Raw genomic sequence first — 14,438 nt, forward strand, 5'->3', positions numbered from 1 at the left:
AATGCGTCAGTTAAGTGGTTGTTTTTTAGGATTTAACGAAACGGGCAATAATATCGATAATATGTTTTATGCTGACGAACGCTATATTTTTGATGCAAGCGGTTCGCAGCAGAATAGAGCGTTAAACCTCGCATGGAATGTATTTGATAACAATAGAGTTAACAATCCCGTTTCAAACGAAAATAAACCACTTAATATCGGATTAACGCCAGTGATATATCTTGGAGTTTAAACTCCAAGATAAATAACAGGAGTCATACCCACGTTGAGCGGTCTATTTTCGCTGGCAGTAGGTACAACACGAGATGCATCAAATAGAATATCAGCATGCCAACCGTGAGCATTCCCCTCGTAAGCTGGCGCGGCATTTGCATTAATTTTAAATGCTCCTGTGGCATCTAATGCCGATACTATAAAATTGCCATATCTGGCCCAAATGTTTCTGATTGCATCATCTTCAACGCTACCTACCTGTCGAGTAGTTCCATCGACTGCTCGCTCAAAAAAACCCCGTCCATCAGACGCAAAAGCAGATGGCACATTAATATATTGCTGACCATTAATATTTTTGATAGTTATCAGATGATCACGTTTATAATTATCTGATAACCCGTTCAAAGCTTTTCCTTGCCGTGAACTTAGTAAATAGTTATCCCCGTTTCTGAAATACCATCCAAATGGTAGTTTGTTAGCACGGAACGGCATTAGTCTAAAATCACCAACAGTGCTTAATTTAGCTGTAATCAATTCAATTTTATTATTAATACCTGTTAAATCTGTTATTACTGATTTACCATTTACTGTTGGTGTTTTTTTAAATTGGATATTATCACCTACTGAGTAGGTAGGTGCCCCATTTACTACACTTTTGATAGCTGGTAAAGCACCAACTACATCAGCAGATGCATTAGCTGTCGTAAGAGCCTCATACCAAGATTGTTTCCCTTCTGGTATTGCACAACGATAGTAAATTCGAGGCGTTTTACTCTGAACAACAGCTAATTTTTCAACATACCATTTTGGGGTCCACGCTGGATAAACAATTAAGCTAGCGGAATCATTCCGATTTTTATATTCTGTTAGCTCTGGAAATGATGTTGTTCGAGTTGCATAACATCCGCCCAACAATGTCTCATCTGGCTTATCTAGTTGTGCACCAGTTAATGAGCCTATTCCATAGTCACCAGTTTTTAACACTGATTTACCATTAATAACCACGTCATTTATATATTGAAAACTCCATGAGTTTGTAGTCGAATTGTAAATAAGCTTGCTCAGCCATTGCTTTTTTTCTGCATCATAAAAAACGTGTGAATAATTATCATCTGATGTCACTAGCGCCATTATATTTTTGTTATCGTAACTGATTTTTAATCCATTTTTAGACAAAATCAGTTGGCCAGACATCGTATCACCAGTTTTTTTAACTAACGTCGATGTATCAATTGTAGACACCCATTTTTTCGCGTTATCTTCTGATGTTTTAGCATTTTTTGCTGCATTATTTGCATTAATTTCCGATGTTTTAGCTGCTGTTGCGCTATTCGTTGCCTGTATTGCTGATTGGCTGGCTGTTGTTTCGGATTTGCTGGCATTATCGGCACATGCTTTTGAGCTAGTTGCAGCAGTATTTGCTTTAGTTGATGCTTCTGTAGCTGTTGCTGCTGATTTACTAGCTGAAGATGCAGATACACTAGCATTAGTAGCATTTAATTTCGCCGTATCTGCTGACGATTGGGCATTAATTTCCGATGTTTTAGCTGCTGTTGCGCTATTTTCTGCCTGTGTTGCTGATTTTTTTGCAGCATCACGAGCATCGAAAACTTGTTTTAAGAATTCAGGTGTTAAGTCGCTTTCTTCTGGATTAATTAAATAATCATTTAATGAGCCATCCGCTGAATCCGAAGAAACATTGATGCTACCGAGCCGTTTTTTTGGAAAACCGTTAATAATTAAATTAACATCGTACTCGCAAGGCAATACGTTCATCGTGTAACTACCATTATTTGCGACTTGAAATGCTTGAGTTTGCGTTAGCACATTGCTTGTCGTTTTTTTTGCATATAGTTCAATAGCGCAGTCATTAATAATTTGTCCTGCACCATCAGTTAAAATTCCTGATATTTTTGCCATAATTTTCTCCAGATAATTCGGGTTTAAGCTCTGTTTGTAATAATAAAAAGTTGGCTGGGGGTATTTGCATCACCCTTTGTAAAAGAACTGTATTTTATAGTCGTTCTAACACCTTTCGGGATATATTTCACAAAAGATTCTTGTCTAACTTGCGAATTATAATTAGAATCCAAATTAATTTCGATAACTTTAACGCCATCTATTTCAACGCTAGCATAAGCTCTTGCGTACCTACCTTTACCTACCCATATATTAACAATGCCATTCCAAGCAGATCCACTAAAAGTAGGAAACGTGCTTATTGCGCAAACAACTGGAACAACGCTTAAATAGCGACCATATGAAGATGCTTCAATCTCTATATATCCTCCAGACGGAACTGTATAGCACTTCGAAATATCACCGTCGATTTGTTCTACATTTAATTTTTTTATGTGACAATTCTCATTAATCAAAACATTGCTTAATTGACCCGAACTCGCATTAATATTACCCGAGATATTAGCTCGTCTTGCATTTAGTGTGCCATCTTCTAGTAATTCAAAGGCCGGAGGATTACCTGCACTTATAACGCTACCAGCAACCATTTTACCGCCGGTTATTAACGGTGCTTTGATTTCAGTACCAGCAATTAATCTATCACCACGCATTGTTCCTGTTGCGATTAAATCCCCATCTATAAACATTTTTGGCTCTATCCATTGTGCGCCATTGTATAGCCGAGCTTCTGAGTGCGAGACCTTTCCGTCACCACCTAATGAGTAGATAATCAATGTCGTATCACGGGCAGGATAAAAGCCGAACTCACGATAAAACATTTGTGTTGTAGTGTTGTTATCAGGGAATCTACCATCGCCTGTTTGAATTCTAAATAACCCACCTGCCCCATTTTCAGCAATTAATGTCCGAGTGTTAGCAATGAACATCTTTGAGCGACCAACTACGTTAACTGCATTCACACCGTACCAGTATTCGGTATCGGGCGTACAATCGACATCAGTTAATGACATTGCGCGACCTAAGTAGTTGGTTTGCTCCTCGACCTCTGCCCGTGTTGCCCCTTTATAAAATTCGAATTGAGTACCAAGACTTGATGTTGCTGTCATAACAGGTCGAATTGCAATATTAAATGCACTTGGCGTTAATACTAATCCCGATGGTTTAGCTGGCGGTGATATTGAAAATGCAATAGTCGTTTCATCGCCCAATCGTCCGTCTTCTGCTACTCCTCGCACGGTCGCATTGAATTTACCTTGTTGTAGGTCCGATAGATAATACTCAGTATCATTAACCGTTTCTCTGCTAAATAATTTATCATCACGATAGATTTTTACCTCAAATTTCAAGTTTTGAATTGTGCGAGGTGTTGACCATGACAAGCGAGCTTGATATAAGTCTGATTCGGGGATTATTTCAGCTTGTAGTTGTTCAACAGGTGGAATCGACCAGCCAAAAATTGTATTACTCTCAGCTTCGAATTTAGCACCGTTATCAACAATTTCTTCTTTCTTTGGCTCATGTTGTAACGCTGTGATTGAGTAAGTGCCTTCACTGTTTTCGGCTATTGTTATTGCTTTAAATAAGCGAGGTTTGATTTTATTGTCATATAAGCCCCAGACAGAATACTCATCAACACTAACACTATTCTCCAAAACAATTTGATTGGGTTTAACTTGCGCTTGAATTTTGACTTTTTGTAGCTGCATATTTGTATCAGTCACACTTAAATACGCACTTTTCATGTTCTTAATGTCAATATCACGGTCTAACGTAATCGTGCTACTATTTGCTTCTAAAATTCGTCCACCGATAGTTGTACCAGAAAAATCATTGTCAGCAATACCAATAATATCGCCAGGTAAATGACGAATACCCTCACGACCTATCGAAAAGGTGACGGTTTGTGTTTCCAATTTTTCGGTTTGAATTAGCCATTTACCCACTCTGTGAGCTTGACCTCTCGACGTACAACCAAACGCATCAATTTGCGCTACATTCAGTCCAAAACGTTTGATTAGTTCATCATCAGCAACGTACTCAGTTGTTGTTTCCCAATTGTTATTAGGGTCAATATAACGAACATGCACCGCTGTGTGTCGTGACTTTTGTGCTGCTGAGGTGTAGTTGAACTGCCCCTCTACAACATTGGCATTTGCATAAATTGCTACAGGGTCACTTGGTCTATCCATCACTGCTGTATACTGTGTGCCATCCCAGATTGGCATGGCTCGGAAGATTGAGCACAGGTCATGAATAACATCATACGCTTGGCGTTGCTCGGTAATGTAACAGTTGCATGTAAACCGTGGTTCTTTACCGCCAAAACCATCATCCACTAACTGGTCACAATATTGAGCGATAGTGTATAACGCAAATTTATCAACACCGAATTGACCAATTCGATTACCCATACCGTAACGTGTGTTAGTCAAAATATCGTAAAATATCCAAGCTGGGTTATTTGTCCAAGCAAGCTTGAAATTTCCTGACCAAAAACCTTTATATTCTCTCGTCTCAGGGTCGTAATTGTCAGGCACCTTAAGTATCATGCCTTTGATTAAATAGTTTCGGCGAGGTACACCACTAAATTGCGATGAATCGAATTTTAGTCCAACTACGGCAGTATTTGGATATGAAAATTTAGTATCGTAGATTTCCGTGTACGAACTCCACAGCGTATTATTAACTAATAATGATGATGTGCTATCTTGCGTTCTGCGCACAACTCGAATGTTAAACGGTTTCGGTGGTAAATCATCTAAAATAACCGATGTTAAATACTGTGAGCGTGTTTTTTTATCGATTAAATCAACAGTTTTTACCGTTTCCCACATGTTCCCTGTACCGATTTGAATTGCCATTGATACCGATGTTCGGTTGATGTTGCCTTTATTGTCCGTTGAACTTAATGACTGCACACCAACCGTAACTCGAACTCTATCAATATTTGGATCGGTAATTGTCCGCACAATAGGAGTTGATGCTTTTACCTCAAGGTTAACTGGAACTTCGTTTTCAGTTGCAGGGAAACTCTCAAGCGGTGCTTGTGACTGCGTGCCAGAAGTCCATTCGATTTCAACCCCCTTGAAGTTATATGAACCGTCTGGCGCTTGAATTGGCGTGTCGTTTAAAAAAACGTTTTGTAGTCCGTTCGCTGGTCCCTCTATCTGTCCCTCACACAGCAAATCAATAATACTCAGTTGCTGATTTGATTTTAAATTATCTTGTGCCTCTCTTGGCGTTTTCGCTTTTTTTTTACCTTTACCCATCTATTGTTTCCAACCCTTGTGATAAAACTTTAGAGCCTATTTTTGTTAATCCATAACAAAGTGGTACGGGGGCACCTTGTGCTATCGTATTGTCCAGATTAGAAAAATAGGTGTTTTTATTGGTACCGCCGTCTGCTAATTTTTCGGTTTTAGGTAGTTTAGTTAGCATCATAGCAACACCCCCAATCATGAGACCAATCCCTGCAGCCATCAATGGATAACCCATTGGCGTCCAGTAAAAAATAGCCCCAACAACAAACATCACAGCACCAGCGATAAAGCTGAAAGCCCCACCTTTTGCCCCTTCTGTTTTGGGTACAATATGAATAACGGCATTTTGAGGAATTCGGCTATGTAGCCCAAACTGTAAATTGTCCTCATTCATATCTACACCGTTAATTCTTACGCGAAAAAAGCCGTCCATGATTTGCTTTTTCAAGCCTTTAATTTGGTAATATAAACCGTTCAATGCTTCCGATGCAGTTTCAACGTTCATATTGAACTTATCACCATATTGTTTAAGATTGCCGTAAAACCTGACAATTGCCATTTTTTATATCTCCAAATTGAATGTGTATAATCTAGCCAAAAACCACCATATAAATCTCGTTTAGATAGTCGGTTTGGACAGTGATGTAAGATTTGTTGATTTCCGACATAGATAGCTGCATGATTTGGTGTCGATGAACCGAGACAAATAATGATCACATCACCTTCTTGCAGGTTCTCTGCCTCTACTAGCTCAAATCCATTTTTAGGCAGTAGATCTAAGTAGAGATTTTGCCCGTTATGCCACCAATCATCTTCTCGATCAAAATCGGGTAATTCGATACCGCAAAGATGGTAAACATCTCTAAACAAGGTATAACAATCAGTTTTGGCATGTTTAAACTCACGACCAATCAATGGTTGCATATATCTGAATTTATGAATTTGGTTATCACAAACGAGCCACCAATCGACGGCTGTTTTTTGCTGAAAAAGTTGATCTGCCGTGCTGAGTATGCGTTCACCGTAAGGGTGAGAGTGTACAACTGCTGTAATCTCTCCCTTTTCTTCGGCTTTTATCCAATCCTCAGGTGAAATTTCGAACGTTTCGGTTGGTGTAGGTGAAATGTTATTGCATGGCATGTAGATTTTGTTATCAATAACAAAACCGCAACACTCAGCCTCACCGCATTGTTTAGCATGATTAAATATTTGTGTTTTCATAATTAATTAAGAGAGTTTAGCTGCAGTTGGGAAACCACCAAAAGGAAGGACAGCGTGTTGACCAAAGCGAAGTTTACATCCAGTCAAGCATCGACTACATTTATCTTTAGTGATGTCATTTGTTGGTTTGTCGAATTCATCAGCTACTGCACCGCCAGTATAACTACATTCCGACGAGCGATATATCCAACTACAAGTGTTAGCAATAATTACACGGGCAGGAATTAATGCACCGTCAGACTCGCATGGCAATGCTAATTCAAATGTAACAACCATTGAGTTTTGTTGTTTTACCTGCTCAATCACATAATTTGAAATAATTTCACAAAACGGATCGGCATATTGATTACCGCTCTCAAAATTCACCGCATCTAGATATTTGATAGGCACTTCATGACGAGTAACAACTGCGCCTAGTAAACCGTCAAAATCAACAATTAGACCAGTGATAAAGCCCATCGCATTACTAACACTCATGGTTGGACGGTTGCTTACGCCTTGTCCATTCTTTTCAAAACCCTCAACTTTTATTGGGTATGGCTCATACACGTTACCCTGCCACGTGATAGGTCGGCGTAGTTCATTTAAACCATTATGAAATCGAAATATTGTTTTGTTACCTATGATTTTAGTTAGATCAACTTCATACAAATCAACAATAGCATCTTGCTCTATTTTTGCGATATCCAGCAACATTTTTTGCGGTATCATACGATAACCTCCTCAAATGTTGTGGTAATTGATACTGAAGTGTTTTTAACGTTTGTTGACCAACTAGGACATTTAACTGTGATTAATCGATTGGTGTTTGGTTCTCTCCATTTAAACGCATGCACACCACCTTGACGAGTTAGGAATGCATCTATTACTGGTGCATCATCTCGATGCACATTTAACGTTACACTGTATGTGCGCAAATCATTATTGATTCCATCTTTTATACGTTGCTCATAACCATCGCCAAATTTGATTATTTTAACTTTTGGCTCTGCTATTACGCTCATACTCGGTGCAACTTCCCAATTAAATGTTTCCATATTTTCTCCAGACATAAAAAAACCGCCACTAGGGCGGTTTGTGCGAATTTTAGTTACCAATGTGGCAGTAAACGATAGTTCATGCCTATTTTAAGTGGGGCGATCAGGAGCTCAAAACGGCAACGAGACAGCGGACGCACTCCCTCACGAAAGCATTTTATTAGTCGCACTCAAGATCAAAATCAGTAAAATAAATAATCTTTTAATCTTATTTTATTTCTAAATTTTCGTAACCCCATCTTTCAGTAGATATATTGTACATAAGGTTCATTGAATAATGATTTCTAACAATCCCACCAAAGCTATTTTGAGCATCAACGTCTCCACCAATATAATAATGGCATACCCCTTCCAGCTCGCCGACTCCAATTAAATCTCTATCTGCTGGATATGGAAAATTTGCTGTAGAAGGTGATTTTAATCTTGATTTGACTATATATTGAGCTTGATTCAAAGCGTCTACTACACGTGGACAAGTTTTTTTACCACAACCAGTCAAAAATAACCCAATCAACCCAATATAAATTATCTTTTTCATTCCATTTCCTTATTTAATAAATGGTATGAAATTTTAGTTCTTAAATCAACGACGATTTAATTTACCGCCTGGTCGAGTTTGCTCATCTAGTATTGATAACACAGATTGTTTTATCAGTATACCGATTTCTTTGCCGTCCTCCTCGCTAATATCACCTCCGCCAACATTGACTGGTACATTTACAGTAATACTGCCGCCAGATGATTTAGATGTATCAAGGAAATTTTTTAAATCAGCATTTGTGCGCGCATCAACTACTCTCTCTCCTTTGTCTAATAACCAAGTACCTTCACTTGGAATATTATCAATACCACTATGCGCCATACCTGAAATAGTTTGAGCAGCAATTAGCCCAACAGATGCATAACCTAATCCTCTAACAAGAGAAACTGCTGGAATACCCAAAATAGGGCCAAGTTCAAGCGCTTTTGCTGCAGCAACTTCTGTACTAATAATTGCTTGAGCAATAGCAGAAGCCTTACTAGCTAAAAACATCACTTTATATGCTGCTGATGATTCGCCAGCTGTTTGTTTAAACATTTCAGCAATTGACCCAGTTAATGATGAAAATGTACCTAACGCTGCCATTGTATATGCCGATTGCAACTCTTGTTGCTTATTCTGCATAGTTTCCTCGATACTCACAACAGCATCTGCATATTCTTGGTGATTTATTAATTTTGCATTTAACAAATCAGTTTGAATTGCAATCTGCTGTTCCTTCCAATCTTTTAAATTTTTTTCATCTTCAGCAACTTTGATTAGTTCACTACCAGGTCCATTATAAGAATTTTGAATACTTAACGTAGGCGCTGATTGGATCATTTTTTGATTCATTTTTTTAAGCAACTCTTCACGTTCTTTCAAGGAAACGTTACTTTTTTCAAGAACTGACAGATTTTGTTTGTAACTATCAAATTGTTGTTCGGTAGGACTACGCATTGAATCAAGAATAGATTTGTATTCTTTTTGGGCATTAAGTTGATCAAGTTCAACAGCTTTAGTTTCAAGCGTCTTTTTCTGAATTTCAGATAATTTACTTAATTCGCCCTCTGCTAACTGGCGTCTGAGTTTTTGCAGTTCTGTGATATCAGTGTAGGCATTGATTTGACCGTTAAGTTTATCTAGTTGGGATTGATAAAGATTGGTTGGATTCTCACCAACACTATTGTAGTTTAATTTTCCCTGTTTTTTATAACTTTCGCGTAACTTCTCCATATACGCGTTCAACTTTCCGGCTAATTCAGTTGACATTTCTGCTGATAGTTTCTGATTGGTCACTAAAGCAATAAGGTCTTCTGAATGTGCCAGTGCTGCATTACCTGCTGCTTTTTGTAAACCCGCTAATATATAAGCCTGTTCCGCAGATAATTTTGTTTTCTTTTGGTTTTCATTAAGTTCCTGGTTTAATATAGCTAGTTGGCTATCAAGGTTAGGAAAATCAACTAGGTCAAGCTGTTTTACACCATTATTAGCAGCTTCTGACGCTTTATTCATAGCGTCTAGCTTTTCTTTTTCCTGAGCTAATACATTTACATTGTTTAGTAATTTACTTGTCAATTGGACTAATGATGATCCAAACTGTTCATTATTAAGTGTCGCTACATTTAATTGATTGTTAGCTTCATATAACTCTTCACCAAAACCATGATCTAGCAATGTTCCATTTTTAACTTGGTCATACAAAGTTGTTATTTTTTCTATATATGCATCAATTGCTTCTGCGTTTTCAGAAGGTAATACACTTTGAACCTTAGGGTAATCATGTCCAGTTGGCTCAAATTTAGATAATGCTTTTGTCAAATCTTCTTTAAGAACAGAGATATTTTCATCAACTTCTTTTTCTTTATCTTTAACGTTTGAATTGGTGTCATTTTTATACACGGCTTGACGTGCTTTATCAAGTTCCTTGTATTTTGCAATCAATTGATCAACAGGTAATTGCAGATCTTCGATTGGTTTTTTAGCACTATCCGCGCCATCTCTCATTGAGAAAAAAGCCGTCCCAACAGCTATGGCTGTCATCGCTAGTCCTAATGGACCACCAAGTACTCCTAACAAGGTACTACCAGCTCGAGTTAAAATAGTCATTGCGCTACTTGATAACTTAAGTCTCTCATTTGCTGCCCTAAGTCCATTTTTAGCCTGTGTTTCCCTTTCAGTTAGAGCAATTTCTTGAGCTTCAAGTGCTAAAACAGCTCTACGTACATGCATGCTAGAACTAATACCGGAAATGTTTTGCAATCTAGCGATTGTCGCCTGTTTTGTGCTTGCAATAGATTGTTTTTCAACTGCTATTTTTTGCAGTTCGGACTCAGCAAGATGTTTTTGAGCTAATGCAAGATTTCTAGTTTTATTAATGTGATCTACTATTTCAACTGAAAGAGTTTTTACTGACGAGTATACGCCATTTAGATAATTGCTAAATTTGGCCGATACAACTGCCGCTCCAGCTACCGAAACTAATCCAATATTATCAGCTAAAATTTTTAAAGCTTTCGATATATTATTAGTTAATCCAAGACTATTATTTAATTCGTTAACTAATTCTCCAAAATCATTAGATATTGCATTAAAGCCACCTTGAAGAGTATCACCCATGGCATCTGCCATTTTACCCGTTTCATCCTTGGCCTTAATCATCGCATCAGAAAATTGACGCATTGAAATTTCACCAGACATACCGAGTTGGATAATGGTAGCTTCAGATTCGCCCATGGAGTCAGATAATGCAGTAACAACATTTGATGTTGATGACAATATTTTTTTAAAATCACCACTGCTTACTTTACCCGTAAGCAGTGATTCATTGATTGCATTTATACTTGTCGATACCTCAGTTGCTGATGTCGCATTTATTTTATAACTGTTTGACATCGCCTCGATAAAATCGACCGTTTCATTAGTACTGTAACCTAAATCAGACATTGATGAAGCAGTCGCAATATATAACTTTTGGGAATCTGAAATCGCTTTACCATTTCTGTTACTTATTGCAAGTAACCTATCTTGAACTAATTGATAATCATCAGCAGATCCGCCAACTGAACTTATTGCCATTTTGACGCGATTGGCCATTTTCCCATAGTCATCGGCCATTTTCAAAATACCGGTAATTGAAAAATTAACCCCAAATGTTTTGGTCATATCGGACGCTGAAATCTTTAACTTACTTAAATGCTCATTGATTGCTTGAATTGATTTCTTATTGTTAGCAATGTATTGATCAAAACGCCGTGAATATTTCTCCATTGTTTTGTAATAATCATTACCAAGACGGGTTGCTCTTTTAATTTCTCGTTGATACGATGCTGAATTTGCACTGAGTTGTATCACCAATTCTCGCGGTATAACCATATTATTTTCCAATTAAGTTAGATAATGCGTCGAATAAAGTGACTGGTTGCTTTTTCTCTTCTCTAAATTTAATTAAACAGTCGTCGAAAGAAACTTTTCCACCTTGTGAGCGGTATATAGATGAAGAAATTTGAGCTGCATGCCAGTCATTTCGCTCGTCACTGATAGGATTTAATTTATCAAATGCGACCCAGTAGTAAAATTCACTAGCTGAAAGTGATTGCTCAAGTTCAGCTAGCGTTTTACCAAGCCTTAATGCTAGCTTTAATTTAAAGAAAAGCTCTGGTTCATTTTCTACTTTTTTTCAGCCTCTTTGAGAGGATCGTTATTTAACTCTATCAATTCGAGGGCTTTATTCAGTACTCGAGTATGAACAGGACCATAACTTTCTACTAACGCCTCCATTTCTTTACTGTCATTATTATTGAAAATAAGATTACCGTTTTTATCAATTACGGTTGCAGCAAATAATAAAGTTTCAGCTTTGATATTTAGTAAATCTTTTTCTTGCTCTGTTAATGAGTCATCTTTTGACGTTTTTTCAATGGTTTTTACATAACGATAAAAATCAATATGTAACGGTTCTCGAACACAAATTGTCGTATTCCATTCTGCTACCTGAAACTCTTTAATGCGAAAGCCTGAATTTTTAGCTGTGATAATTTTTTTTAGATTCATTATTATTTCTCCACAAATTAATTAGTTGGAGTCGGTTCGTTAAACACAAATGAGCCTTTTACTTTGAATGCAAATGAACCAGTTAAAATACCATTTTTTTCGCCTTTAAACTCAAAATTGGTAACGCGCGCAATCCAGTCAACTGAACTACCATCCTCATGTTGGATTTTAAATGCGTAATTATTACCTGACTCATATGATTCTCTTAAAGCTTTTTGACCATCATTTGCTATAACAAAATTAACGTTCATTGATACCGTTGGTTCAGCCGGTAATCCACTAATGGTTTCTTTGGTACGAGAAGAAAGTGTTGAGACATCAATCTCTTCACCTTCTGGTGATGTCATGGAATAATCGGTTACCGTACATTCCAAACTCAATTTTGGGGTGTTATCTGTAATAAATTTTGTTGAAGGGACTTTACTGATAAATACACCAATATCTCTGGTTTTGGTATATTCGCTTTGTGATTTTTGTACTTCAGTCATATAAATTTCTCCAAAAATAAAAAAACCGCAATTAAGCGGCAAACTGGTTAATTTTTACTTATTGATTATTAAAGGTATAGCTCTAATTATGATCTATAGGCTATATATTTAATTCGTAGTTAGGGTGACTTTTAACATTGAAAGGTTTCAATTGTTATTAGTATATTATTGTATCTGTCTTTCCTATAGATTAAAAATCTATAAATATCATTATGAAAATCAAACAGTTAAATTATATAAACATGGTTTATTTGTATAGAGTGAAAGTTAAAAACTAAGCTCTATTTAATTGATTACGCTAATTATTTTTTTTATTGCTCTTTTATCTTGATTGCATCTTTCAATAACATTCAAGAGATGTTCGTTATATTTCACACTGTCACCGAATGTCATTTTTTCAGGCGGTAGTTTGGGCAAGCAATCACTGAGTAGATTTGCTGGGATTGGCTGACTCACGTAAACTTTTCGCTCTGTTGTACATGCTGCCAGAGATAGGCATAGGAATAAGCCGATTAGCACAATCATCATCTTTGAGTTGTTCATTGATTTGCTCCTGACGTGAAATAGATTGATTTTCTAGTTCATGTTTTGATAACTCGTTGTCAGTAATAATCTGATTATTTTTAATAATTTTTTGTTGCAATTGTTGCATCTGAGATGATAATTCAGTCATTTGCTGTTTTGCAGTTTGTTCATCTTCAAAACATTGATAAGCAAAATAAATGCTAAATATGACGATAATCAATAATGCTATCGGAGATAGCTTATAAATTTGTTTTAATTTATCCATTAGACTATCCCATTTACGTAAACCGTTTTACCGCTATTTTTGATTGCTGTTAAAACAATTTGTCGATTATAGTTTGGGCTAAAACCGATATGCACCCATTGGTTATGTTCCTGGATTAACTTATCAAACTGAACACCGGTATCAATTAAACGCTGGCAAATTTCTTTAGGTGTGCCATAAGCACAATGGAAATCAACAGCCAAGCCTTTGGTATGAGCGCTAGTTGATACGCCACCCACCCGGGCATTTAATAACGGGCAACGATAACCAGAAGTAATCATTATTGGAAAACCTAACACTTTTCTAACTAACTCTAATTTGTTAGCTGTCAGTTGAATATTTGCCATTAACTCATCTGGCACTCGATTATCTATTCTTAATCTGCTTGCAATGTTTGAATGGGTAAATTCTTCAAGTGTAAAATGTTCTGTTAGTTTCATTGTTCTCCAGCACTCCTTTTCATTCGTTCGGCAATGACTTTGATCATCTCTGCACCCAACCACCCCGCAGAGCCTGCCATACATCCTGTGAATTCAGCACTAAACTGTAGTGCTATTGATAATAAAATAGTCAGTGCGCCGGCAAACATAGAAACAATTAATTGGCATATAGCTATCTTTATCCCTACTGCTTTACCGTTAATGATATCAAATGCAGTTTTCGCAATAGAGCCTAGAGCAGCCATACCTAATGTCATTAGCCAATATAGCCAATTCGTAGGATCACTGTTTTGCATATGTTTAATCTTCATAGAAAGCCTCCATTTTGAGGCAATTAATTGAAATGACAGCGTAAAGTAATCTTTTGTTGTAATTGTGATTAACTTTGTTGTCGATACTGTGAAACCTCAGAATTGAGGATTTGATAAAAAAGCAATCAAACCAAATAGTGTTCCTGATAAATTGTTATTGATTGCCGAAAATTAGATATAAAAAA

The 14,438-nt window shown here is 37.0% G+C and carries 14 protein-coding genes and 1 pseudogene; 1 reads left to right on the top strand and 14 read right to left on the bottom strand.

Translation table 11 applies throughout. From position 1 onward, the window contains the following. Window position 1: 1 nt before the first annotated feature. Window positions 2-232, top strand: coding sequence for a hypothetical protein (locus tag H3T54_RS05850; protein ID WP_198199773.1), 231 nt, complete (start codon window positions 2-4; stop codon window positions 230-232). On the opposite strand, the gene H3T54_RS05855 is transcribed toward H3T54_RS05850, so the two are convergent. From H3T54_RS05855 to H3T54_RS05920, 14 genes and pseudogenes are all read right to left on the bottom strand, one after another. Next, window positions 229-2,133, bottom strand: a complete 1,905-nt coding sequence (locus H3T54_RS05855) for a prophage tail fiber N-terminal domain-containing protein (protein ID WP_198221433.1) — start codon at window positions 2,131-2,133, stop codon at window positions 229-231. The genes H3T54_RS05850 and H3T54_RS05855 overlap by 4 nt on opposite strands. Before the next feature lie 23 nt (window positions 2,134-2,156). Continuing rightward, complete coding sequence (locus H3T54_RS05860; protein ID WP_198221435.1) at window positions 2,157-5,402, bottom strand: phage tail protein; 3,246 nt, start codon at window positions 5,400-5,402, stop codon at window positions 2,157-2,159. After that, window positions 5,395-5,898, bottom strand: coding sequence for a hypothetical protein (locus H3T54_RS05865; protein WP_232350079.1), 504 nt, complete (start codon window positions 5,896-5,898; stop codon window positions 5,395-5,397). Before H3T54_RS05865 ends, H3T54_RS05860 begins: the two co-directional genes overlap by 8 nt. Further along, a complete protein-coding gene (locus H3T54_RS05870; RefSeq protein WP_232350078.1) occupies window positions 5,895-6,614 on the bottom strand; it encodes a C40 family peptidase in 720 nt (239 codons plus the stop codon). Before H3T54_RS05870 ends, H3T54_RS05865 begins: the two co-directional genes overlap by 4 nt. 6 nt (window positions 6,615-6,620) lie before the next feature. After that, the gene (locus H3T54_RS05875) at window positions 6,621-7,325 is read right to left on the bottom strand and encodes a phage minor tail protein L (RefSeq protein ID WP_198199769.1); all 705 of its coding nucleotides are present in this window, start codon (window positions 7,323-7,325) and stop codon (window positions 6,621-6,623) included. Next, window positions 7,322-7,666, bottom strand: a complete 345-nt coding sequence (locus tag H3T54_RS05880; protein WP_198199768.1) for a phage tail protein — start codon at window positions 7,664-7,666, stop codon at window positions 7,322-7,324. The genes H3T54_RS05875 and H3T54_RS05880 overlap by 4 nt, the downstream gene beginning before the upstream one ends. Before the next feature lie 193 nt (window positions 7,667-7,859). After that, window positions 7,860-8,189 carry a hypothetical protein gene (locus H3T54_RS05885; protein WP_198221439.1) on the bottom strand — a complete coding sequence of 110 codons (330 nt, stop codon included), beginning with the start codon at window positions 8,187-8,189 and terminating at the stop codon, window positions 7,860-7,862. A gap of 45 nt (window positions 8,190-8,234) precedes the next feature. Beyond that, a complete protein-coding gene (locus tag H3T54_RS05890) occupies window positions 8,235-11,546 on the bottom strand; it encodes a tape measure protein (RefSeq protein ID WP_198221454.1) in 3,312 nt (1,103 codons plus the stop codon). A 1-nt stretch (window position 11,547) separates the two neighbouring features. Next, a pseudogene (locus H3T54_RS12070) lies at window positions 11,548-11,721 on the bottom strand (DUF4035 domain-containing protein); the annotation flags it as partial. A 119-nt stretch (window positions 11,722-11,840) separates the two neighbouring features. Next, a complete protein-coding gene (locus H3T54_RS05900) occupies window positions 11,841-12,224 on the bottom strand; it encodes a phage tail assembly chaperone (RefSeq protein WP_198199762.1) in 384 nt (127 codons plus the stop codon). 17 nt (window positions 12,225-12,241) lie between these two features. Then, window positions 12,242-12,712, bottom strand: coding sequence for a phage tail tube protein (locus H3T54_RS05905; protein WP_198221456.1), 471 nt, complete (start codon window positions 12,710-12,712; stop codon window positions 12,242-12,244). 421 nt (window positions 12,713-13,133) lie between these two features. Beyond that, window positions 13,134-13,502, bottom strand: coding sequence for a hypothetical protein (locus H3T54_RS05910; RefSeq protein ID WP_198221458.1), 369 nt, complete (start codon window positions 13,500-13,502; stop codon window positions 13,134-13,136). Beyond that, the gene (locus tag H3T54_RS05915; RefSeq protein ID WP_110447938.1) at window positions 13,502-13,942 is read right to left on the bottom strand and encodes a D-Ala-D-Ala carboxypeptidase family metallohydrolase; all 441 of its coding nucleotides are present in this window, start codon (window positions 13,940-13,942) and stop codon (window positions 13,502-13,504) included. The genes H3T54_RS05910 and H3T54_RS05915 overlap by 1 nt, the downstream gene beginning before the upstream one ends. Further along, window positions 13,939-14,253: a phage holin family protein gene (locus H3T54_RS05920; protein WP_086364658.1), complete on the bottom strand. Its 315-nt coding sequence runs from the start codon at window positions 14,251-14,253 to the stop codon at window positions 13,939-13,941. Before H3T54_RS05920 ends, H3T54_RS05915 begins: the two co-directional genes overlap by 4 nt. Between the last annotated feature and the right edge of the window lie 185 nt (window positions 14,254-14,438).

It is taken from the genome of Gilliamella sp. B14384G10 (assembly GCF_016101685.1).
In the GTDB taxonomy this organism is placed as follows: Bacteria; Pseudomonadota; Gammaproteobacteria; order Enterobacterales; family Orbaceae; genus Gilliamella; species Gilliamella apis_A.